The 21,235-nt window shown below is 51.4% G+C and carries 17 protein-coding genes and 1 pseudogene; 6 read left to right on the forward strand and 12 right to left on the reverse strand.

Annotated features, from left to right (window positions below; translation table 11 throughout):
* A partial coding sequence (locus IK012_RS07255) for a hypothetical protein (RefSeq protein WP_290952492.1) occupies window positions 1-216 on the forward strand: 216 nt, incomplete at its 5' end.
* A gap of 64 nt (window positions 217-280) precedes the next feature.
* On the opposite strand, the gene IK012_RS07260 is transcribed toward IK012_RS07255, so the two are convergent.
* Window positions 281-802: a flavodoxin domain-containing protein gene (locus IK012_RS07260; RefSeq protein WP_290952495.1), complete on the reverse strand. Its 522-nt coding sequence runs from the start codon at window positions 800-802 to the stop codon at window positions 281-283.
* Window positions 803-913: 111 nt separating this feature from the next.
* On the opposite strand from IK012_RS07260, the gene IK012_RS07265 reads away from it, so the two are divergent.
* Both IK012_RS07265 and IK012_RS07270 read left to right on the forward strand, forming a co-directional pair.
* Window positions 914-2,578: a beta-galactosidase gene (locus IK012_RS07265; protein WP_290952498.1), complete on the forward strand. Its 1,665-nt coding sequence runs from the start codon at window positions 914-916 to the stop codon at window positions 2,576-2,578.
* Window positions 2,579-2,610: 32 nt separating this feature from the next.
* Window positions 2,611-3,972, forward strand: coding sequence for an MATE family efflux transporter (locus IK012_RS07270; protein WP_290952500.1), 1,362 nt, complete (start codon window positions 2,611-2,613; stop codon window positions 3,970-3,972).
* 4 nt (window positions 3,973-3,976) lie between these two features.
* Here IK012_RS07270 and IK012_RS07275 read toward each other — a convergent pair whose 3' ends face one another.
* From IK012_RS07275 to IK012_RS07290, 4 genes are all read right to left on the reverse strand, one after another.
* The gene (locus tag IK012_RS07275; protein WP_290952503.1) at window positions 3,977-5,095 is read right to left on the reverse strand and encodes a cation diffusion facilitator family transporter; all 1,119 of its coding nucleotides are present in this window, start codon (window positions 5,093-5,095) and stop codon (window positions 3,977-3,979) included.
* 111 nt (window positions 5,096-5,206) lie between these two features.
* A complete protein-coding gene (gene rseP / locus IK012_RS07280) occupies window positions 5,207-6,586 on the reverse strand; it encodes an RIP metalloprotease RseP (protein WP_290952506.1) in 1,380 nt (459 codons plus the stop codon).
* Between the two features lie 179 nt (window positions 6,587-6,765).
* Window positions 6,766-7,989, reverse strand: coding sequence for an alpha/beta hydrolase (locus IK012_RS07285; protein ID WP_290952509.1), 1,224 nt, complete (start codon window positions 7,987-7,989; stop codon window positions 6,766-6,768).
* 157 nt (window positions 7,990-8,146) lie between these two features.
* Window positions 8,147-9,292, reverse strand: coding sequence for a 1-deoxy-D-xylulose-5-phosphate reductoisomerase (locus IK012_RS07290; protein WP_290952512.1), 1,146 nt, complete (start codon window positions 9,290-9,292; stop codon window positions 8,147-8,149).
* Between the two features lie 188 nt (window positions 9,293-9,480).
* On the opposite strand from IK012_RS07290, the gene IK012_RS07295 reads away from it, so the two are divergent.
* Both IK012_RS07295 and IK012_RS07300 read left to right on the forward strand, forming a co-directional pair.
* Complete coding sequence (locus IK012_RS07295) at window positions 9,481-11,424, forward strand: SUMF1/EgtB/PvdO family nonheme iron enzyme (RefSeq protein ID WP_290952515.1); 1,944 nt, start codon at window positions 9,481-9,483, stop codon at window positions 11,422-11,424.
* A complete protein-coding gene (locus IK012_RS07300) occupies window positions 11,424-12,524 on the forward strand; it encodes a histidine phosphatase family protein (protein ID WP_290952519.1) in 1,101 nt (366 codons plus the stop codon). The genes IK012_RS07295 and IK012_RS07300 overlap by 1 nt, the downstream gene beginning before the upstream one ends.
* Window positions 12,525-12,559: 35 nt before the next feature.
* On the opposite strand, the gene IK012_RS07305 is transcribed toward IK012_RS07300, so the two are convergent.
* From IK012_RS07305 to IK012_RS13595, 4 genes and pseudogenes are all read right to left on the reverse strand, one after another.
* Window positions 12,560-13,441, reverse strand: coding sequence for a phosphatidate cytidylyltransferase (locus IK012_RS07305; RefSeq protein ID WP_290952522.1), 882 nt, complete (start codon window positions 13,439-13,441; stop codon window positions 12,560-12,562).
* Entirely contained in the window at window positions 13,434-14,144 is a 711-nt protein-coding gene (locus IK012_RS07310; RefSeq protein ID WP_290952525.1) for an isoprenyl transferase, read from the reverse strand. Before IK012_RS07310 ends, IK012_RS07305 begins: the two co-directional genes overlap by 8 nt.
* A gap of 14 nt (window positions 14,145-14,158) precedes the next feature.
* Complete coding sequence (gene frr / locus IK012_RS07315) at window positions 14,159-14,692, reverse strand: ribosome recycling factor (protein ID WP_173378932.1); 534 nt, start codon at window positions 14,690-14,692, stop codon at window positions 14,159-14,161.
* A 175-nt stretch (window positions 14,693-14,867) separates the two neighbouring features.
* A pseudogene (locus IK012_RS13595) lies at window positions 14,868-15,104 on the reverse strand (ORF6N domain-containing protein); the annotation flags it as partial.
* 386 nt (window positions 15,105-15,490) lie between these two features.
* Between IK012_RS13595 and IK012_RS07325 the strand changes: the two are divergent.
* Window positions 15,491-16,465: an HNH endonuclease gene (locus tag IK012_RS07325; protein WP_290952533.1), complete on the forward strand. Its 975-nt coding sequence runs from the start codon at window positions 15,491-15,493 to the stop codon at window positions 16,463-16,465.
* 85 nt (window positions 16,466-16,550) lie between these two features.
* On the opposite strand, the gene IK012_RS07330 is transcribed toward IK012_RS07325, so the two are convergent.
* Genes IK012_RS07330 through dcm form a run of 3 tightly spaced genes read right to left on the reverse strand, consistent with a single transcriptional unit; the run spans window position 16,551 to window position 21,092 of the window.
* Window positions 16,551-18,332, reverse strand: a complete 1,782-nt coding sequence (locus tag IK012_RS07330; protein ID WP_290952535.1) for a DUF262 domain-containing protein — start codon at window positions 18,330-18,332, stop codon at window positions 16,551-16,553.
* A 1-nt stretch (window position 18,333) separates the two neighbouring features.
* Window positions 18,334-19,752 carry a Sau3AI family type II restriction endonuclease gene (locus IK012_RS07335; protein WP_290952541.1) on the reverse strand — a complete coding sequence of 473 codons (1,419 nt, stop codon included), beginning with the start codon at window positions 19,750-19,752 and terminating at the stop codon, window positions 18,334-18,336.
* Window positions 19,749-21,092: a DNA (cytosine-5-)-methyltransferase gene (gene dcm, locus IK012_RS07340; RefSeq protein WP_290952538.1), complete on the reverse strand. Its 1,344-nt coding sequence runs from the start codon at window positions 21,090-21,092 to the stop codon at window positions 19,749-19,751. The genes IK012_RS07335 and dcm overlap by 4 nt, the downstream gene beginning before the upstream one ends.
* Between the last annotated feature and the right edge of the window lie 143 nt (window positions 21,093-21,235).

The following is a 21,235-nucleotide window of genomic DNA, read 5'->3' on the forward strand; positions in this document are numbered from 1 at the left end:
AAAAATGGCAAATTTATTGATGGAACACATTTTTTTACAGGACCAGCCAAGGGGTATAACAAGGACGGATTCAACTACTATTTTGCCAATGTGGCAAAAGTTCATGAATTTTTCAATACTCGAAATGTTTTCCCCATGCCTAGGGGATGCTATGCCGATGGAAATCGTCATCTCGGATTCAAAAGAGAGAAATCAAAAAAGCGAATCAAACTATGAAATTCTTTTTTCTGATTGTTCTTTATACTCTTCTTTTTTTACTTTTTCGCGTCTATTATGTTTTTTACAGCGCTTTGACGAGCGGTTCCAAGGTATCGAGATTCACGAAATCCACCTGCTTGCCGTAGGTAGCGATCAGGGCGCGGACTTCAGCGTTGCGCTCCGCTTCAGGGATTTTCAAAACCTTCGAATACAAAAGCTTCATCATGATTCGATGTTTCAGGCCGAGTTTGCTGTAATCGATGGCGCCGCGAAGGTGGAAGATTTTGCTCTCGTCGTAATGCGATGCGGGAACTTGTTTTTTGAGGCCGCCCCTGATATGGTTGACGTTTTCGGCATCGGTCGGATCGGCGAGACCGACGGTCGCGACAAACAGTTCCTGATTTGCAGAGAGGCCGCAAACCGTTTTCTTGAGGCCCATGACGCCACCTGCGCAGAGGGCGCCCAGATAGACGACGCGGTCATAATCGGCAACGTTCTTCACGTCGGTATAGAAGACGGCCTTGAGTCCCGTGATTTCGGCGAGGCGTTCGGCGTAGCGTTTTGTCGAGCCATAACGGCTCCCGTAAATGATGATAGAGTTCATTAAATTTTATCCTTTGTCAACCACATTAAAATATAAATCATTTCAAAACATCGACCAACTATTTGCGGCGCAAAACAAAATAAGATATATTTCCAGACAATGAGGGATAAAATGAAGCGTTTGGGCTTGTTTGGCATATTGACTATTGCAATTGGGTTCGTTGCCTGCGGTGACGACGGGAGCAGCGCTTCTGTCGATGATGTTTCTAGTTCGTCATGGATTGCCGCGAACTCTTCGAGTTCGGTTTCGGCTCAGCTCAGCTCAAGTCGCGATGGCATGGAGTCGAGCTCGTCGCAGTTCCTTTCATCTGCAGGCACCTCCGCGATGTCCTCCGACACAGCCTCCGCAGCGGCACCTGATACCACCAAAATCACCTACACGCTCAAGCGGTTCGATGGGCCGCTGGCCAACCCGCACAAGGGTTTCACGGTCCCTACCGGAGGCGCATGGGTTTTCGTTCCCGAATTTGAATACGGACCTTACGGTTCGTTAAACAACAAAGCATGGGATCTTGTCACTTACGGTTCCGGTCACCAGAGGTGGAACAAGTTAAACCCGGCAAAAGACGTTTACGATTGGACGGAACTTGACAAACTGTTGGATGCGCTGGCGGAACACGACATGGGTTACGCCTTGCGCGTTCTCCCGTATTCGCCATCATATATCAAGGGCGACGACACGCCCGAAGAAGAATACGACTGGACTCCGCCCTTCGTCTATGAATCGGGAGCAAAGAAAATCACGGCCACTTTGCAAGGGAAAGGCTACCGCGCTTCCGTTCCTGTCTGGGACGATTCAATCTATTTGCAGGCGGCAAAAGATTTCGCGAAAGCCCTAGCGCAAAAATACGATGGCGACCCGCGTATCGAATACATCGACATCCGCCCCTTTGGTGAATGGGGCGAGTGGCACGCCTCCCACCTGGACGGCAGCGAGATGCCCTCCGATTCGATAAAGATGGACATGCTGGATTACTACGCTTCCGTGTTCAAGAAAACGCTGCTAGTATTGCCTTCGAACGGCGCGGGGGATGTGTATACGCATGCGATCGAACTCGGTATCGCCAAGCGCGATGACGGTTTCATCGGCACCCCCGGCAGGCCGGATTCACTGGTGCGCGCCTACGAGGCCAACTTGCCGACTATCGCCGAGAACATCGCCGGCTATACCACCATGCTGAATTACACCGATGTGATTCCCGGTGGTTACCTCAAATGGACTCCGCAGCGCTGGGTGGACGCGATTACCACGGCCCACCTGACTTACTACGTGCTGGACCAAGATAGCGATTGCGGTTACAACTTCTACAAAGACAACAAGGCTCTCGCGGATTCCATGAGCAAGGTCATCGGTTATAATTTTACCGTAACAAAAGCGGAACAGGTGACGACTACCCAGTTTTACCTCAAGGACGGCGCTGGAGCATCACCCACCATTAGCACGCTGAGCATTACCATCAAGAACACCGGCGTAGCACCGTGCTTCTTCGACATCTATTTGGTGGCGGAATTCGTCGACAGCACGGGCGCAGCGCTTGCACAATTCGGCAAAATGGTTCACATTCCCAAGGGAACCTTCAAGGATAATTCATCAAAGGACTTTGCCTTTGTGTTTACAGCTCCTTCCAAGAACGCTTACCCCGCGACACAGCCCGGAGTCCACGTCGCCCTTTCCCTCTACGAAAGCGAAGAAGCCTTCAAGAGCGGCAAGAACCCGACCGTCCGTTTCGACAACGACGGGCTTCTAGAAAACAAGAAGCTGCTGCTGAAAGAGTGAAATAAAAACTAAATTTACGCCCGTTTTAAAAAGTGCTATCAAGGTACTGCATGGCGGCGGCAAAGACGAACATAGATATGCTGAACGGGCCCCTCGGGAGAAAGATCCTGAGGTTTGCCATCCCTATTGCCTTGAGCAGCATTTTCCAGCAGATGTTCAACCTGGCGGATGTCGCCGTGGTGGGGCAGTTCGCGGGCGACAAGGCATTGGCGGCCGTGGGCGCGAACACGTTCGTCATCAACATGCTCATCAACCTGTTCGTCGGGATTTCCGTGGGCGCGAACGTGGTGGTGGCCAACTCCATCGGCGAGCGCAGCTACCGTTCCGTGACCCGCAGCGTCCACACGTCGGTAATGGTGGCGTTCTTCAGCGGGATATTCCTCTCGTTCGTGGGAATCTTTTTCGCAAGGCCGATACTCGAACTGATTTCGACGCCTTCGGACGTGTTGGACATGGCGGTGCTTTACCTGCAAATCTACTTTGCCGGGATGCCCTTCGTGATGATTTACAACTTCGTCTCCGCAGTCTTGCGCAGCAAGGGCGATACGAAGCGCCCGCTTTATGTGCTCATGGTAGCGGGCGCCGTGAACGTGGCGCTGAACCTGATTCTCGTGGCGGGCTTCGACATGGGCGTGGCGGGCGTTGCGATTGCGACCGTCATCGCGAACGTCATCAGCGGAATCACTTTGTTCTACATGCTGCTGCACGAAGTTGGCCCGTTCAAGCTGGAATTCTGGAAGTTGCGCGTGACACCCTTCTTCTTGAGCCGCATATTGCGCGTGGGCATCCCGACGGGACTTCGTGGCGTCGTGTTCTCGTTCAGCAACGTGTGCCTGCAATCGGCCATCAACAGCCTCGGTTCCGCAACCGTGGCCGCATCATCCATCGCCCTCAATTACGAATTCGTGGTGTACTACTGGCTGAGTTCGTTCTCGCAAGCCTGCGTGACCTTCGTGGGGCAAAACTTCGGCGCGAAAAATATGGAGCGCTGCCGCCGCACGGTCCGCTGGACGCTTCTGCTCGGCTGCTCCTCCACCATCGTGTTGAGCGCGCTCTGCTGCATTTTCGCAAGGCCCATGCTGAGCATTTTTACGTCCAATACCGAAATCATCGAAATCGCATCCATCCGCATGTACATGGTAGTGGGGCTTCTCGCCATCAACGTCTTCCTCGACGTTTTTTCGGGCGCGCTTTCGGGAATGGGCAAGTCCCTCGCTCCGGCGCTCACCTGCATGGTCGGCGTCTGCGGCATCCGCATCCTCTGGGTGATTTTCGTGTTCCCCAAATACAAATCGTTCGCCTCGCTGATGGTGGTCTACCCCATCAGCTGGGTCATTACGATTTCAGTCATTATGGGAATTTATTTCTACAACATCAAACGGCAGAAATTCTAGCCGTTTAGCTCAGGTCCACGTCGGGCGCGATATGCACGTCATAGTCCGGGAAGGCTTCGCTGACTTCCTTGGTGATGATAGCGGCACCTTCTTCAGCTACGATGTCGAAGCTCATGACCACGTCGAAGCGCATCGCTTTTTCTTGCAGGTCCACATAGAAACCATGCAACTGCAACGCCCACGAATGCGCCTTGACAATCTGCAAAACCTTGCTGCGAATTTCGGCGGCTTCGTCGTTCTTGGTATTGTAGGAATACACGCTCACGCCCGTGAGGAGGACACCCGTTTCTTTGTAGACCTTGGCCTCCAACCTGCGGGTCAGTTTATCCAGTTCTTCGACGGTCATGGTGTCGGGCACTTCCAGGTGGACAGAACCGACGGACTTGTTCGGGCCGTAATCGTTCAGAATCAGGTCATAGGCTCCGCGCACGGGTTCTTCGGACACGAGAACAGCCTTGATTTGCTTGACCAAATCACCATCGGCACGCTTGCCAAGGATGTCGTCGAGCGTATCCTTGAGCATCTCGATACCCGACTTGATGATGAATATGGAAATAAGAACGCCCACGTAGGCTTCGAGCGAAACGCCCGTCGTCACGAACACGATGGCAGATGCCAGCACCGATGCCGAAAGGATGGCGTCGAACAGGGCGTCGGCACCCGATGCCACCAGCGCACCGGAATTCACCTTTTCGCCCTGGCTCTTCACGTACTTGCCGAGTATGAGTTTCACCACCACAGCCGCAGCGATAATCACGAGGGAAACGGTCGAATAGTCGGCCGCTTCGGGATGGATAATCTTCTTGACGGATTCCACGGCGGAGGTTCCGCCCGCGTACAGCACGATGGCAGCCACAATCATGGCGCTCAGGTATTCGATGCGGCCGTAACCCAGCGGGTGTTTTTTGTTCGGGCGCTTGTTCGAAAGCTTCGCGCCCACGATGGTAATCACCGAGGAGAGCGCGTCGGAAAGGTTGTTCACCGCGTCGAGCGTGACGGCGATGGAACCCGTGATAAAACCGATTGCGGCCTTGAACGCCGAAAGCACCACGTTTGTCGCGATGCCCACGATGCTTGTGCGTACAATGACCTTGCTGCGATTTTCAATTTCGTTGTCGACCATAAATGTCCCTATCTATTATTCATTACAATATAAAAAAGGTGATGCCGCAACAAGTGCGGCATGACAATGCTGGACTGGATCCTTCGCGTCGCTCAGGATGACACATTCGTGTCATTTCAAGAACAGCGAAAGCTTGCCGAAGTCAAGAATCGTGATGAACACGAAGAAGCTGATGAAGAATGCGGCAGCGACGTTCTGGATGATGCTCTGCGTCTTGGTGGAAAGCGGCTTGCCGCGCAGTTTCTCGATGCCGAGGAACATGAGCAGGCCGCCGTCGGTAATCGCGAGCGGAAGCAGGTTCATCACGCCCAGGTTGATGCTGATGAGCGCGAGCAACATCAAGAATTCCTGGAAGCCGCTCATCCACACGTTGCCCATCACGGCGACAATCGACACCGGCCCGGAGAACGCATCGACCTTCACCTGGCCCTGGAACATGCGCTTGAAGTAGCGGAAGATGCTCGTGGTCATTTTCCAGCTGGTAGCACAAGTCTTGGTGAACGCTTCCACGGGGCCGCGACGCACGGTCTTCGTTTCGCGGAAGAGCACGTAGCCCATCTGGATGCCGATCATGTAGCGCTTGTATTCCTCGTTGTACACGGGCGTGAGCGGCTTGGTGAGCGTATCGCCGTTGCGGATGACGGTCACGTTCACGGTCTCGCCCTTGCTGCCGTCGATGACGCGCACGACCTCTTCGTAGCGGGAAATATGTTCGCCGTTGATTTCAAAAATCGTATCGTTCTGGAGGATACCCGCATTCGCCGCGGCGGAACCTTCTGCCGGCGGGAGGCGCACGATGACGCGGTTGCGCGGGTAAATGCCGATGTCGCCAATGCCCATCGCGATTTCGGAACCGGTGGAATCCTGTGCCGGTATTATAAGCTCTTCGGGAACGACGGTCAGGGTAAGCGGTTCACCGCCACGATGCACCGTGAGGGGAACTTCCGCCCCGAGGCTCACGCCAATCTGCTCGCGGAAATCGTCCCAGCCCTGCGTCGGCTTGCCGTTCATCGCGGTAATGGTATCGCCCGGCTGGATGCCCGCGGCCGCGGCCGGAGAATCCTTCCCGACAAAGCCCACGATGAGCTCGTTTGTCGCAGGCTCCTGCACGCCCACCATGTAGAGCACCATCAAAAGCACGAACGCAAACAGGATGTTGATGAACGGGCCCGCAAACGCAATCGCCGCACGCGCACCGACCGACTTGCCCACGAAATCGCGCTCGTCGGGAACCTCGCCCTCTTCGAGCGTATCGGGGTTTTCGCCCGCCATGGCCACATAGCCACCGAACGGAATCGCCGAAAGGCAGTACTCCGTCTCGCCGCGCCTAATCCGGATCAACTTCTTGCCGAACCCGATGCTGAAGGTATTCACCTTCACGTTATTCCACTTAGCCACCATGAAGTGGCCAAGTTCGTGAATCGTCACGAGGAAACTGAGCGCCAAGAGGCCCAGCACAAACATCAGGACATTACTAAAAATGGTTTCCATCGGAGTGTAATATAGGAATAAAAAAGCGGCCCCACAAAGAGAGCCGCTTTATACTGTTGTTTTCACATGCACCAAGGATAAATATACAGAAAGGCGGCCCAAAGAGGACCGCCAGTTAGAATGCTATGAACTAAACTGTATCAAGTGTATCAAACCCACGTGATGCAGCGCACAGGGAATTAATCCTTCACTATGCGGAACATCTTGCGTTCGCCCGTAGCGGACTTCGACACCACGTAGTAGACACCCGCCTTGAGACGGCTCTTGTCGAGCACGGAGGAACGCGCCACCAGGGTCCCGTCCAGCGAGTACACGGAGTAAGAGACCGGCGAAAGAGTGGGCAGGCGCAGCGTCGGAATAGCGATAGACTGCGTGTCAGGCGGAATCGAATCGTTCTTGGACGTGTCGACAGCGCTCGTATCCTGCTTGCTCGTATCAGCCACGCTCGTATCCGGCGGCACGACGACCGCAGCGGCCTTGGCCTCGCGGGCCTTGTTAAGGAAGGCTACAGCCTTGTCCAGGTTCGCCGACGCATACATCACATCTCCGCCATGCTGGCCACCCGACACCTTGACAAATTCCGTCACCACGTTGTGATTCTTGAGGGAATCGTAGAGTTCCTGGCTCTGTTCGATATTCACAACCTGATCAGACGTTCCGTGGAAAATGATAACCGGAGGATCGTCTTCGCTTGCGTAATACGGCGAGCTCGCCACCATCCACTTGTCCTTGTTGCCTTCGCGCTCCACGCCGATGAACTTGCCTTCCATCGTTCCGGAGCCGCCCATGCTGATGGGGTTCATCGTGTAGATGTCGGTCGGAGGAGACCAGAGCACGGCACCGTCGACGCAGCTGCTGTACGAAGTGAACTCGCCGAGATCGCCGACCAGGTCAACCGTCACCGAGCCGGACTTGCCTTCCTTCAAACCGCAAGTTGTCGCGGTGAGGCTCGAAAGGTGACCGCCAGAAGAGAAGCCGGACACGGCAATAAAAGTCGTGTCGAACTTGTACTTGGCCGCATTGCCGCGAACGAAGCGAACCACAGCCTTGATGTCGTGCAACTGAGCCGGGTAAATGGCATCACTTGCCGAGCGGTGGTTCGGAGTCACGACCGCATAGCCAGCCTTGGCATAAGCCGCACAGATGGTGTTCAGGTCCGCAGAGCCCTTCATGTTGTTCATGCTCCAGGCGCTGCCGTAAGTATGGATAACCACCGGATACGATTCCTTGGCTTCCTTGGGAATGTAGATATCCAGCGTATGGTGGGCCTTTCCATCGCCGGCATAGTTTACATCGGCCGTCTTATCGGTATTCGGAACGCCGCCAGTACTCTGTGGACCGCCCCACTGGGCAAAAACCATCGTTGTCGCCATGAGACATGACGCAAGAAGAATCTTTTTCATAATATACTCCTTAACCCCACCCTCGGGGATACATTAAATTTACCTTTTAAACAGCCCTTTTTCGAAAAAAAATGTCAACATTCGTTGTAGACAAAAACAATCCTATTGCCTTTTTTGGGCAATAGAGCGCAAACAAGCCATTTCACAAATTGTAAAATTACTTTATCAGAGCCGCAGTAAGTCTGCGAGCTTCGGCATCGGCCTCGAGAACCTGATCGAGCGTGAGGTGGCCCGTGACTGTCGGGGCGCCCGCCATGATGGTTTCCACATGCTTCGGAATGTCGGTGAACTTGAGGTTGCCCTTGAGGAAGGAGTCCACAAGAACCTCGTTCGCGGCGTTCATCATCGCGGGAACGATACCGCCACGGCGGCCCGCCTCGAACGCGAGGGCGAGGCAGCGGAACTTATTGAAGTCCGGCTCGAAGAAGGTAAGTTTCGCGAGCGTCGGCAGGTCGAGACGCTTGGTCTCGAGCGGCAGGCGGTCGGGCCAAGTGAGCGCCACCTGGATAGGAATGCGCATGTCGGGCGCGCCGAGCTGCGCCATGAGGGAACCGTCGCGGAACTGCACCAACGAATGCACCATCGACTGCGGGTGAACGACGACCTTAATTTGTTCATACGGGATGTGGAACAGGAAGTGCGCTTCCAAAACCTCGAGGCCCTTGTTCATCATCGAGGCGGAATCGATGGTAATCTTCTTGCCCATGCTCCACACCGGATGGTTCAAGGCATCGGCGACGGTAATCTGCTCGAACTTCTCGATAGGCCATTCGCGGAACGGTCCGCCAGAAGCCGTAATCTCGAGGAATTCCACTTCCTTTTCGGGACGGCCGGAAAGGCACTGGAAAATGGCGCTGTGTTCGGAGTCGATCGGCGTGATGAACGACTTCGGGTTTTCGGCGAGCTTGTCCCAAATGACGGGACCAGCCATGACCATCGTCTCCTTGTTCGCGAGAGCCACGTGCTTGCCGTGCTCGATGGCGGTGATGGTCGGGAGGCAGCCCACCGCACCCATCAGGGCGTTGATGATGATGTCGGCCTTCGGGTCGGCCGCAAGTTCGCAGAGGCCTTCCATGCCGGCGAGCACCTTGATGCCGAGTTCCTTCTCCAGTTCCTTCGCGGCGTTCGGGTCGAACATGCACACGCGTTCCACCTTGAACTTGCGCACGATTTCGGCGACCTTCGCCACGCTGCTGTTCGCAGCGACCGCATACAGGTTGAAGATGTCGGAATGTTGAAGAATGACATCGACGCTGGAAGTTCCGATAGAACCCGTTGCGCCGAGAAGAACGACGTTTTTCATAAACAAGCCTCTTTTAAATCCTTACACTTCAAAAATAGAAATTATGGAGGGCGTCGTTTTCGCCCGTATTCGCTATTTGCCCGCGCGCCAACATTTGTCCACACGTCTACGAAAATTTACAAACGTATCCCAAACCCCAAGAATATATTAAAAACAGGGTAATGGTTTTGAGCCGAAGGAGGTGCGCCATGCGCATGCGCTTTTCGGGTGTTTTGGCGGTTACGCTTGCAACCGCCGGGATGCTGTGGTGTTGTTCGGAATCTCCGAGCGAGATTTCTACTACGGAAGACGACTTTTCTTCCAATTCTTCATCTGACGATACCGGCAAAGAGCTTCCAGGAGACGGAACGTCTTCTGGCGAAATGTCTACACCCACTTCTTCGGGAATTTCTACGGGAACTTCTTCGCCGGACGCAGGTACCTCCAGCTCCGGCTCGCATCACGGCAGATCCAGCGGCAACGTCGCGGGCAGTTCGGGCAACGGGTCGGTACCGGCACAAAGCAGTTCCAGCGCCACAGAATTCACGTACGTGGCTCCGGCAAACTTCGCCGACACGGTGAACGGCGCGGTTTTCAACATGGTGTACGTTCCCGGCGGCTCCTACACGCGCGGGTGCGACAACTGCGCCGAACAAGACAAGATTTACGAGACGCCTTCGCACAAAGTAACCGTGAGCGACTTTCATGCGGCGAATACCGAAGTGACCATCGCGCAATGGAACGCCGTGATGGGCGGCAAAAAGAACGCATGGGAATCGGACAAGGCCCCAAAAATCGGAGTCAGCTGGTTCGACGCGAATAATTTCGCCTGCAAGCTCGGGCAAATGACCGGGCATCAGTACCGCCTGCTCACCGACGCAGAATGGGAATTCGCGGCTCGGGGCGGCAAGGACGGAGTTGCAGACAAATTCAAATTCTCGGGCAGCAACACGGTAGATGACGTGGCATGGTATTCCGAGAACAGCGGCGGCAAGGCGCACGACGTGGCGACCAAGAAGCCGAACAAGCTCGGGCTCTACGACATGAGCGGCAACTCGTGGGAATGGGTGTACGACTGGCTCGTGGGCTACACCTCGGGCGACAAGGTGAACCCGGTACAGCTCACCGGCTCGGGCAACAAGACGCGCCGCGGGGGCAGCTATGGTGAACCCGCCGAATTCGCCCGCGTGAGCCGCAGGGCAATCCGCAGCAGAGACGGCGCCGCCGACATGGGATTCCGCCTGGGCGCATCGTCCGAACTCCCGCCGGGAATGGTCAGCCCCTGCGAAGCGGCGAACCCCTCGGCAGCCTCCTGCCAGGGCGACAAGAACCGCGACTGCCGCCTGATTACCGCAGCCGACGAAGCCTGGATAAGCGACGACTACACCGTCGTCATCGGCGAAGACGGGGTCGCCGCGGTATCGGGATTCCCGAACGTTTCGGGACAGTGGTACACGCTCAACAACCGCAGTTTCAACGTGGTGAGCAAGAGCGGCACCAAGACGTACGCCTACTACGTGTTCAGCGAAGACGAACTCACGATGATAAGCGACGACGGCATTCCCTACCGCCTGTACCGCCGCGCATTGAGCGAAGCGAAGAACAAGGTGACGCTTTCCTCGATCGCGAACCCGAAGACATTGGCGCAACTGATCGCCGCAGTGGAACCCGAGCGACTCGTGACCGACGAACAGCTCGCCCACCCCGACACAAGCGTACGCGACCCGCGCATCGCCGCCGCCAGCGGCTACACCTGGTTCTTTGACGGGCGCTGCTGCGGTGGCAACCACAAGTACCGTTTCCACCTCGACAAGAGCGGCGACGCGGAATTCGTGGTGATGGACTACGACGACACCCACCACGAAAACATCCTCGCGAAGGGGCGCTGGTTCACCGTCGGCAACATCGGGCTGCACATCGTGCTGAACGGCAAATACTTCAACTACCTCTACACCGCGGGCGAACGCACCATGAGCTACAGCGAGTACATGCCGGCAGGGCCCATATTCTGCCACATATCGTTCCAGAGCTACGAGCGCGGCGACTTCCGCATCTTCAACAAGACGGTATTCGACGACAAGATCAAGCGCCCGCGCGGTTTCAACGGCGAAAACCCGGTGTACGAAGCGGGTGAATACCAGTGGGGTTCGTGATGCGCACCCTCGCATTTGCCGCTCTCGCCTCGACGCTCATGCTGGTTTCCGCATGCGATGATTCCGGCACGTCGTCTACCCCTTCCCCGGAGCCGAATTCCTCGGCTCAGCCCCAAGACATTGAATCCTGCTCATCAGGCCTAGATTTTCCCGACTCTGAAAATCTGTTTGGAGGGTCTTCTGCGCAGGATTCTCCGGAATGGTCATCCGAATCACACTCCATGGAGGCCATTCCGGTTTCTTCTTCCAGTACCCACCGCACGCACCGGCAATCCTCCTCGCAGGTGCAGCAGGCGGAATCGTCCTCGTCACAAAACAGCGCACCGCAATCCGCAGGCACGTCCGCATCCGCGCCCGCGCAGGTTGCGCTCGACAAGGACGGTTTCGCCACCGTTGCCGACGTGTACAAGAGCCTCGCGCCCGAAGAGAAGGCCGTGTTCATCATACGCCATTCCGAACGCGAAGACGCCGTGACCATCGAGACCGAACTCACCGCGAACGGCGTGAAGATGGCGCAAGACCTGGGCAAGACCCTCAAGAGCGACGAGGAGTTCAGCTACATCACCTCGGGATTCGTGCGCACGAACGAGACCGCGAACAACATATCGAAGGGCCGCGGCGAAGCGAACTTGCCGAAGCTCATCACCAACTACGACATCACCGGGAACTGGTTCCTTAAAATTTCGGCCGATTCCCTCGCGCTGTACGGGTCGTCGCTCGGGATGAAGGGCGGTTCCGTGGAACTCATGTCGCACTGGGCGTACGGCGAACCCTACCCCAACGCGCTCTACGAACTCGAGCCCCGCGCGCAGGAATTCATGCAGAACGTCATCCTCAAGAACCTGCCCAGGTGGAAGCGCGTGAGCATCATGGTATCGCACGACATATTCGTGATGCCGCTCGCCGTATTCGGCTCCGAAAAGAAGGTAGCCCTCAAGTACTACGAGGACTACCACTGGATAAACTACATCGCAGGGCTCGCCATCATCGTCGACGCGCAGAACAACCTGCGCTACGTCCCCGTGAAGGGCGCCGAATCCGGAGTCATCGACTACCTGGCGATTTACATGGCCGAGCACGGACAAAAAAGGAACCCGTAAGAGGGTTCCGCATTCTCGTTTTTTTAGAAAACCTATTACGCGATCTTCTGCATGAAATCGAGCAAGAAGAAGAGCGCCGGCGCCGCGAGGTAGAACGAATCGCAGCGGTCGAGCACGCCGCCGTGACCGACGAACAGGTTGCCCGAATCCTTGGTGCCGCTCCAGCGCTTGAGGGCGCTCATCAGCAGGTCGCCCGCCTGGCCCGCGACAGTGAGCAGGAGGCCGATACCGATGGCGGACACCCACGTGAACTGCACGTTGAACGTGCTGAGGGCCGCGCTGCACTTGACCCAGTAGGCCACCCACGCGACAGTCGCGATGGAACCCGCGATGGAACCTTCCCACGTCTTCTTGGGGCTAATGCTCGGAGCGAACGCGTGACGGCCGAAGGGGCCCTTGCCCGCCGCGAACTTCCCGAAGAAATACGCCACCGTGTCGCAGAGCCACATGCTCGTCATCACGAGGATGAACGGGTAGCAGTGTTCGAATCCCTGCCCGCTGCCCATCATGAGCGCGTTCACGCCGCCCCAGAGCCCGATGTAGAGCGGGGCGCCGAGCTGCATCACCAGCCAGGGGAACAGGTGGTCGATTTCCACCTTCGCGTAGGCGACAGCGATATAAACCGCGAAAACCACGAGGAACGTCATGCCCACCACGCAAGGCACCGCCGGGAGCCCGAAGTAGCCCCCTTCCGAAAGCGCCCATGCGAGCGTCAGCGCGAAGGCCGAGGCAAACGAAAGGAACCGCATGTCCGGCCCCTTGTACATCTTGGATGCCATGCGCGCCCATTCCCAGGCGGCAACGCCAGCGAGGAAGCACATCAGCCCGATACGGCTGTAGTCGCAGAACCACAGCATGAAAAACACGATAGGAATGGCGATAAACGCCGTAATCAACCGCTGAGCCAAGTTACTCATGCAACACCTTCCCAAATCTCCGTTCCCGGGTCTTGAAAAACTCGACGGCCTTCAGGAACTCCTCCTTGGTGAAGTCGGGCCACAGCGTGTCCGTCACGTAGAACTCGCTGTAGGCGGCCTGCCAGAGCAGGTAGTTCGAAAGCCTGAATTCGCCCCCGGTACGGATAACCAGATCCGGATCGGGCGCACCCTTCAAATACAAATTCTTGGCGAACAGGCCCTCGTCGATATCCTCGGGCTTGAGCGTCCCCGCCGTCACCTGTGCAGCGATGGACTTCGCCGCGTCCACAATCTCTTGCCTGCCGCCGTACGAAATAGCGAGGTTCAGCTGCATGCCCGTATTGCCCGCCGTCATGTCGATGGCGGACTGGAGGCTCGTGCGGGGTTTCTCGGGCAGGCGGCCCATGTTCCCGATGACCTTGAGCTTCACGTTCTTTTCCATGAGGTCGGGGATTTCCTTCACCACCATCTCGATGAGGAGGTTCATCAGGTAATCCACTTCCTTCGACGGCCTGCCCCAGTTCTCGGAGCTGAACACGTAGAGCGTCATGTGCTCGAGCTCCAGGTTCACGCCCACCTCGACCGCGTCGATGGTGGCCTGCGTGCCCTTGCGGTGCCCGAGGAAGCGCTCCAAACCGCGACTGCGGGCCCATCGCCCGTTGCCGTCCATGATAATCGCTACATGCCTAAGCTGGTTCGCCACAGCGGAGCTCCGGACTACACCTTGAGGATGTCCGCTTCCTTCTCGGCGAGCAGACGGTCGATTTCGGCGATAGCCTTGTCGGTAGCCTTCTGGATTTCGTCCTGCTGCTTCTTGACTTCGTCTTCGGGCAGCTCCTTGTTCTTCTTGATGGCGTCGTTCGCGTCGCGGCGGATGTTGCGGATGGCCACGCGGCCTTCTTCGGCGTGCTTGCGGACGATCTTGGCGAGTTCCTGGCGACGTTCGGCAGTGAGGATGGGGAGCGACACGCGGATGCAGTTGCCGTCCTTCATCGGGGTGAGGCCGATATTCGCGGCGAGGATCGCCTTCTCGATCGGGTCGACCATCGTCTTTTCCCACGGGGAGACAAGCAGCATGCGCGGTTCGGGCACGGAGACCTTGGCCACCTGGGAAATCGGCGTCGGCGTACCGTAGTAGTCGATGCGCACGTCGTTCAGGATGGCGGGAGAAGCCTGCCCGGCACGGATCTTCGAAAATTCACGTTCGGTGGCCTCGATGGCCTTGCTCATTTTGTCGTTGTAGTCTGCCATAGGTATAAAATTGTGGTTAAAGTTTAAAGTTTAGTTATACACTCGAAATATAGGTAAAAATTCGTGCGAGACGTCACGGCAAGGCTTCCCTGCGGCCGTTTTTACGGGCCCCGTCCATGCGGATTAAGCCGTTCCCAGCCGCAGCAATCTCGGCGTTCAATGACCTTCTGCAAATTGAGGTCGGTTTTTCCGACCTGAGTATTTCTTTATACACTTCCTTTTTCAGTTGAAAGCGAAAATCCCCGTCAAAACGTTCGATATTGCATTTTACCTGCTCATTGAATCGCTTGGTCGAATACCCATAAATCTCCGCTAAACCGGCATCGAGCATCACCTTGACCCCGCGGATCGTGTAAATTCGCAATTTCCATAGCTCCCGACCTCGGACTTCCTGATCGGGGGATACAAAAATACGGCTTTCGGGCCACCAGCCCTCTTTAGCGCTTTAAATATACAAAAATGGCCGGACAGAAAATGTCAATTGACAATATGGGCGTTCCCCGGCCCCGAAGTGTCATCCTGAGCGGAGCGCAGCGTAGTCGAAGGATCCAGACCTCAAATGTTTTGCAGGATAGGGTGCCGGGTCGGGCTATACTCGCTTCGCTCACGGCGCCACAGCGCCGCCCCAAGGGGTAACTATCCCTAACGCAAATGCAGTATAAAATCGCTCAAATTCGGACGCTTTTAACCATTTTATTTGATTTTAACATTTTAAAATGTTATATACGAATGAAAATGTTAAAGAACAGAAATCCTTAAAATCTGAACATTAGTATATTCATTAAAAAGAGGTTTCAAATGAAAAAAGATGTCTTCAATATGCCTAATCCGGTCACTATAATGGGGCGATCCTCTAGCATCACAAATTCATTTGTAAACGGTATTATTCCCTCAATAAAACCAACTGATGCAGAAATAGAAAAGGCTCTTCAAGTTCTCGAACAAGATGAAGATGATGTCAGATGCGTTTATTGTGGAGATAAAAAAACGGAGTGGGATCACTTACATCCATTAATTGTTGACAAAAAACCTACAGGTTTTATAACAGAGATTGCAAACTTGGTTCCCGCGTGTGGAAAATGCAATCAATCAAAAGGGAATTCTGATTGGAAAGAATGGATGCTCAGCAATGCAGAAAAGTCACCCAAAACAAGGAAAATACCTGACATCAATAAAAGAATTCAATTGATAGAGAATTATGAAAAGAATTTCAAACCTCAGAAGGTTGATTTAGAGAAAATTGCCGGCAGTCAGCTTTGGAAAAAATACATGGATGCGTACGCATCTATAATTTCCCAGATGAAAGCCGCTCAGATGATTATGGACGAAATAAAGGAAAAAACATCAAATTCTTTAACGCCCCAAAAACCTCAAGTGGGAACCATTACTCCTAAAAAAAATCTCCCTGTACACGGGTTGTCATCAAAGAAGTCCATAAATATCAATGGGATTTCATTACCTATTTATAGAAATGATAACCAATCGGTTCAAGATTTTATTAAACAAACGCTGACGACTTTATTCAAGAACAACCTCTTGACGGACCAGATGATATCTCAGCTTCAGAACAAAAATTACTCCACAAATAACTTTGGTATTCAATATCCGCTATTAGAATTAAGTTCAGCTAAAATAAGAGATAACAAAGGGCACTTAAGATATTGGACAAAGTTTAAAGTGGGAAAATATTTTGTATGCAGTCAATGGTGGAAAGATAATTTTAGCCTGCATGATTCTCTAATTGCCCGATGGCTTCGTAGCCTAATAAAATAAATCCTGCGCATTTTTTAGTTACGCAGGAATAGAATGTAAAAAAATCCAAGTGATTGCTTTTTTATAAAGAGCTCATATGATGTATTTACCATATTTGCACAGCGATTTCTGCGAGTTTTTTGGCTCTTTCAGACACCTGTTCATGTATGAATTTTTCTGGATAATCCTCAACTAGCTGTTTAATTAAAACAAATGTATTGCAAGGAATTCCTTGCGTTTGACCCTTTTTCCCATTTTTATAAATATACAGTTTCTTTTCGTAGTTGTAATTATTAGCTGCAGAATTGTCGTCACCATATATTAACGCTTTATTTCCAATATTTTCCACAACATTTTCCGCAAAGGTCTCTTCTAATTCTGGAGGCACAACATCATTTTCATACCACCGAGGAATTGAGTATTCCTGGGGAATGATATGTTCTACCGATAAGCCTTCTAAATTAACAGGATTACGATCTTTATTTATAGTTCGCCTCAAAAACTCTTCTATTTGTATCAAGTAATATTCACTGACTTTATTATCTGCCGGCGCAAATTGTGCAAATGACTGTTTAAAGTTCTCATCAGGAACAATTTGTTTTATGTCATTGGCTATTCTACTAGTTATATCTTTAATCGCTATTTCACTTTCTTCCATTTTGCTTATCCATGTTGAAAAGTGCGAATCAAGTCTATTCATACTTTTTTCACAGACTTGCATACGAACAACAAGTTTTATTAAAGTTTTAGAATAATCTACAAACTCTTTAAGAGAAATAACTGTTGATCCATATTTCAAAATAGCAGCGAAGAGCATTACATAAACTTGTTCCATGTTTAATTTTTTGATGCTTTCCAAAACTGTATTAAGGTTTTTATTATTTGTTTCGCACCTTCTTAACTTTCCATAAATTTCGCCGTATTCATATAGCTGTTTTACGAAATCATCGAAATCTTTTGTACTGCTATTGTACTCATTCTTAAATTCATCTGGCAGTTTGTTTTTTGAAATACGTTTCTTTTTTGTGTAAAAGAAATAGCTGACAAAGAATCCTGCTAAATGTCCTTCGCCCACTTTTTTTTCAAAATTCACCCAGATTTGACTTCTTTTTTCTTTTGGAGCCCAACTCATCAGGATATTTTTTATTCTATCCGCCGCAGTTAAGTCTAATCCTTTCCCATTTAGCGAATCAAAAACCTGAAATGCATTTGATGAAGCATCGCAACTTATTTCCACCATTGTGACCTTGTTTAGCAAGGTTTCAACAAGATTTTCATAAAATTTTCGCTCTTTAGAAAAATCTTCACCGTACATTTCTGCATACCTCAAAGGTATCTCTGTCTTAAATAAATTATATGCACCTAGTATTCTTTTTGCTCCCTTGGGTTTCTTGCTATATTCTTCACTAGCAATTTTGAGGATTTCGTGATTATAGCAATATCCAGTGTTGTCATTTAAAATAAGAGATGGTGCAAGATCGTATCCTTTAGAATAGATGCTAAAGTAGATAGAATCTAATTTTCGAGATTGTGCCTTAACAAAAGATGAATCATTTTTAAATTTTTCTTCTATTAAATCACAAATAGCTTTTGCCAATATCGAAAATGATGTCAACCTCTGCTGACCATCAACAACATGCTTGATGTTTTTTATATCAGTTATGTTATAATCACTGAAGTTAATAGATTTGTTGGTACCATTACTTTCTTCATATGGAATTGTAACAATGGCACCAAAAAAATGATTCCCCTCGCTTGCGTCAAAGAGAGAGAAAACATCGTCAAGCAAAGTCATATTCTGAACATTCGTCCATTCGTAATCACGCTGATAATCTGGAATAGCGTAAAACGTAGAAGCGAATAATTTTGGGAGATTTAGGAATTCCATGTTAGGTCTCCTTTTTTGTTATTTGGTTTAAAACGTAATTTCTATTCAACCAATAGCACATTTTCTTGACTTGGAAGCCCTGCGCGCCTTCAGTGGTGTCAGCAGCGTTCTGTGCTTTCGGGCGAATATGGCAAACTGGATTCTCGGACGATTTCACAAATCGCTCGTAATTGCCGCCCGCAACTTTTGCCTGTGTATCCTTCCAAAGAGATTTTCCATATTCCAGATCTTTAAAAGGCATGGTCCAGAACATCACTTTCTCTAGGCGAACCTGCTTATCGTTTTTCACGGCGGGTTTCCTGAAAATGATGAACATAAACCGCTGCGTGAACATTTCATAAAGTGCGGAATCTTCCCAGAAATGTTCATGGACGATTTCTTTGTAATTCACGTTCGGGAACGACATCGCCTCTTTCAGGTTGCCGTTGGCTTCGAGCCGAATTGTCTTGATGGCGATTTCTGCCTTTTCGAATTCAGCAATCTTCTTCGACTTGATGCCGAGAATGGCGCGGCATACATTGTAAGCCATGGATTTGCTTTGGCCGAATTCTACTCCCAAAATCTCTTCAATCTCCGCAATCGTCTTGCCATAATACGGAGAGAATTTCCTTTCAATCAGCTGCTCAAAGGTTTCCGATTCGCGGTAATCAGAAATGCTGCGAACAACGCTTTCCGCAGTTTCTTGCGCCTTCAGGATCTTCTTCTTTTGCTGTTCGCTTACAAAAAGGTCGTGATACATCTCCGGATGCTTCAGAGAATCCAGGATAATCGTATTGACATACCTTGACTTGATTGAATACGCGCGCTGGGGAGCCAATTCTTTAGATTTGGGCTGCTGACGCATTTCGGCCCCAGCTCTTGATCCCTTTGTGCAAGCGGCAAGGTAAAGCGTATCGCCTTCCGAAATTTCATGAGCCTTTCCAGCAAGAATCTTGTTGTGGATTATGGCCCAGTCATCCTTGATAATTTTCAAGTCTGTTTCAGGAAATTTCCAATAGCGGACAATCTTGAAAATGACATCAAACGGAAGTTTGCCCTCTTCGTGAAGATAGAACATCAGCAACAGCAACTCATTCTTTTTCCAGAAACTGCTTGTGTAGAAAGTCTTGGCAGCCTCCTCGACATAATCAATCATGTTGAGAACGAGGCGTTCTTTCGAAAGCATGCTCCCGTCAGATGCTGTTTTCAAAGGCGTACACTTCAGTTCAACGCCTGCTTCCTTAAAATCTGGTTCCGATTTAGAATTCGGTTCATATTGGAAATGATACTTTTCAACAGCATTCCCTAAGCCGCCTTTTCCGGATTGAACCAATCGGGCATTGCCATACATCTGCCACAAAGTCTTCCCGAGCATTTTCCTAGCATGCTCAAGAATGGACTCCTTGGAAGTTTTGTCGTATGGCAAAGTCGGTTCACTCATATCCACTTTTCTAAAACTCGGCCAACATCTTCAACAATACCGGTTACGAGAGCATTACCCATCAAGAAGGCACGACGCAGATTGCTTGCGCCTTCCGTGTGGTTATCGGGGAACATATTCAAGCGTTCCAATTCAATAGGAACGAGTCTGCGATAGCGACCGGATTTCGTCTTGATAACATGCTTGAAGCGAGACGGTCCCTTGCCACCTTCTCCTGTAATAATCGTACGAGATGGCTTATCCAGATAATCCGGGAATGCCATAGGGCCTTCGCTATAATTGTACTCAAACCCTTCGGCAGTTTTTCTCTTCTCAGATTTTCCACCCTTCAGATATTCCCACTTCGGAAGTTCCTTTTCGTCAATAAAGAATTCTTCAGGAACATCTTTTTCATCGACCAACAATTCACCAAGAGTCAGTTTCCTCCCCTTATAATCCGCATCAACATCAAATGTGCAAACTTTCCTATTCTGCATGAAACCAGCAGAGAAGAACGGAGAATTCTTTTCGCCCTTATTGAATTCATTGGTAACCTTAACTAAGTCACCTTCTATTTCAAATTCATTTTTCTTTGGTTTCTTCTCGGAAATTTTGCACTTGAGAGCTTGGGCAATAATTCCGTCATTCAAAATCCATTGTTCGGCATCGGCTTTTTGACTCGCCTTAGCAAGTTTCGTTCCGTCTTTGTATGCGACAATGTAGGTTCTGCGACGACGCTGCGGCATACCATAATCAGCCGCATTGACAATGCGCCATTCAACGAAATACCCGAGATCCGAAAGCGACGCTAAAATGATTGCAAAATCTCGACCACGTTGCTTTACAGGAGATTTTAAAAGTCGATCGACATTTTCAAGGAACAAGTATTTCGGCGGATTCTTGCTATCACGAAGAATGCGGTGTATTTGCCACCAAAGAACGCCTTTCTTTCCTTCAATGCCGCCGGAGCGCTTCAACGTAGATGCGACGGAGTAGTCCTGGCACGGAAAACCGCCAACCAAAAGATTTCCAGGCTTAATGTCTTCTATAGGAACAGTTGCAATGTCAACATTGGAGTGGCCATCAACACCAAAACGTTTCTGATAAATCACGGACGCATCCTGTGTCTTGGTTGAAGGCTCCCACTGGCTGTTCCAAACAGTCTTGTAGCGTTTAGACGCTCGTTCTAGGCCTATACGGAAACCGCCAACCCCAGCAAACAATTCGATAACACGAATGTCGCCTAATTTTGATTGGACAGCGTCATTAGAAAGATTACATTGAGCGGTGCTAACGCAATAGTTTACGAGAGGCTCGCAAAGACTCTGCGATACAATCTTTGCAGGCTTTTTTTGTCCCATTTAAACGTTCGTTTAATTGGGACATGTTTATGACTTAAAACAGCGCGAAAAAGCCTTTTGGGGACAAAAAAGCGGTCCTTTGGGGCCGATTTTAATGATTGGGGTGGAAAATGTCATTCTACTGACATTTTTTTTATGTATTT

The sequence above is a fragment of the Fibrobacter sp. genome, from assembly GCF_017551775.1.
In the GTDB taxonomy this organism is placed as follows: Bacteria; Fibrobacterota; Fibrobacteria; order Fibrobacterales; family Fibrobacteraceae; genus Fibrobacter.

Bases quoted from the DNA above. Each gene is read 5' to 3' on its own strand.
- IK012_RS07260 (WP_290952495.1), bottom strand. From the start codon at position 802: ATGAACTCTATCATCATTTACGGGAGCCGTTATGGCTCGACAAAACGC.
- IK012_RS07265 (WP_290952498.1), top strand. From the start codon at position 914: ATGAAGCGTTTGGGCTTGTTTGGCATATTGACTATTGCAATTGGGTTC.
- IK012_RS07275 (WP_290952503.1), bottom strand. From the start codon at position 5,095: ATGGTCGACAACGAAATTGAAAATCGCAGCAAGGTCATTGTACGCACA.
- rseP (WP_290952506.1), bottom strand. From the start codon at position 6,586: ATGGAAACCATTTTTAGTAATGTCCTGATGTTTGTGCTGGGCCTCTTG.
- IK012_RS07285 (WP_290952509.1), bottom strand. From the start codon at position 7,989: ATGAAAAAGATTCTTCTTGCGTCATGTCTCATGGCGACAACGATGGTT.
- IK012_RS07290 (WP_290952512.1), bottom strand. From the start codon at position 9,292: ATGAAAAACGTCGTTCTTCTCGGCGCAACGGGTTCTATCGGAACTTCC.
- IK012_RS07295 (WP_290952515.1), top strand. From the start codon at position 9,481: ATGCGCATGCGCTTTTCGGGTGTTTTGGCGGTTACGCTTGCAACCGCC.
- IK012_RS07300 (WP_290952519.1), top strand. From the start codon at position 11,424: ATGCGCACCCTCGCATTTGCCGCTCTCGCCTCGACGCTCATGCTGGTT.
- IK012_RS07305 (WP_290952522.1), bottom strand. From the start codon at position 13,441: ATGAGTAACTTGGCTCAGCGGTTGATTACGGCGTTTATCGCCATTCCT.
- frr (WP_173378932.1), bottom strand. From the start codon at position 14,692: ATGGCAGACTACAACGACAAAATGAGCAAGGCCATCGAGGCCACCGAA.
- IK012_RS07325 (WP_290952533.1), top strand. From the start codon at position 15,491: ATGAAAAAAGATGTCTTCAATATGCCTAATCCGGTCACTATAATGGGG.
- IK012_RS07330 (WP_290952535.1), bottom strand. From the start codon at position 18,332: ATGGAATTCCTAAATCTCCCAAAATTATTCGCTTCTACGTTTTACGCT.
- IK012_RS07335 (WP_290952541.1), bottom strand. From the start codon at position 19,752: ATGAGTGAACCGACTTTGCCATACGACAAAACTTCCAAGGAGTCCATT.
- dcm (WP_290952538.1), bottom strand. From the start codon at position 21,092: ATGGGACAAAAAAAGCCTGCAAAGATTGTATCGCAGAGTCTTTGCGAG.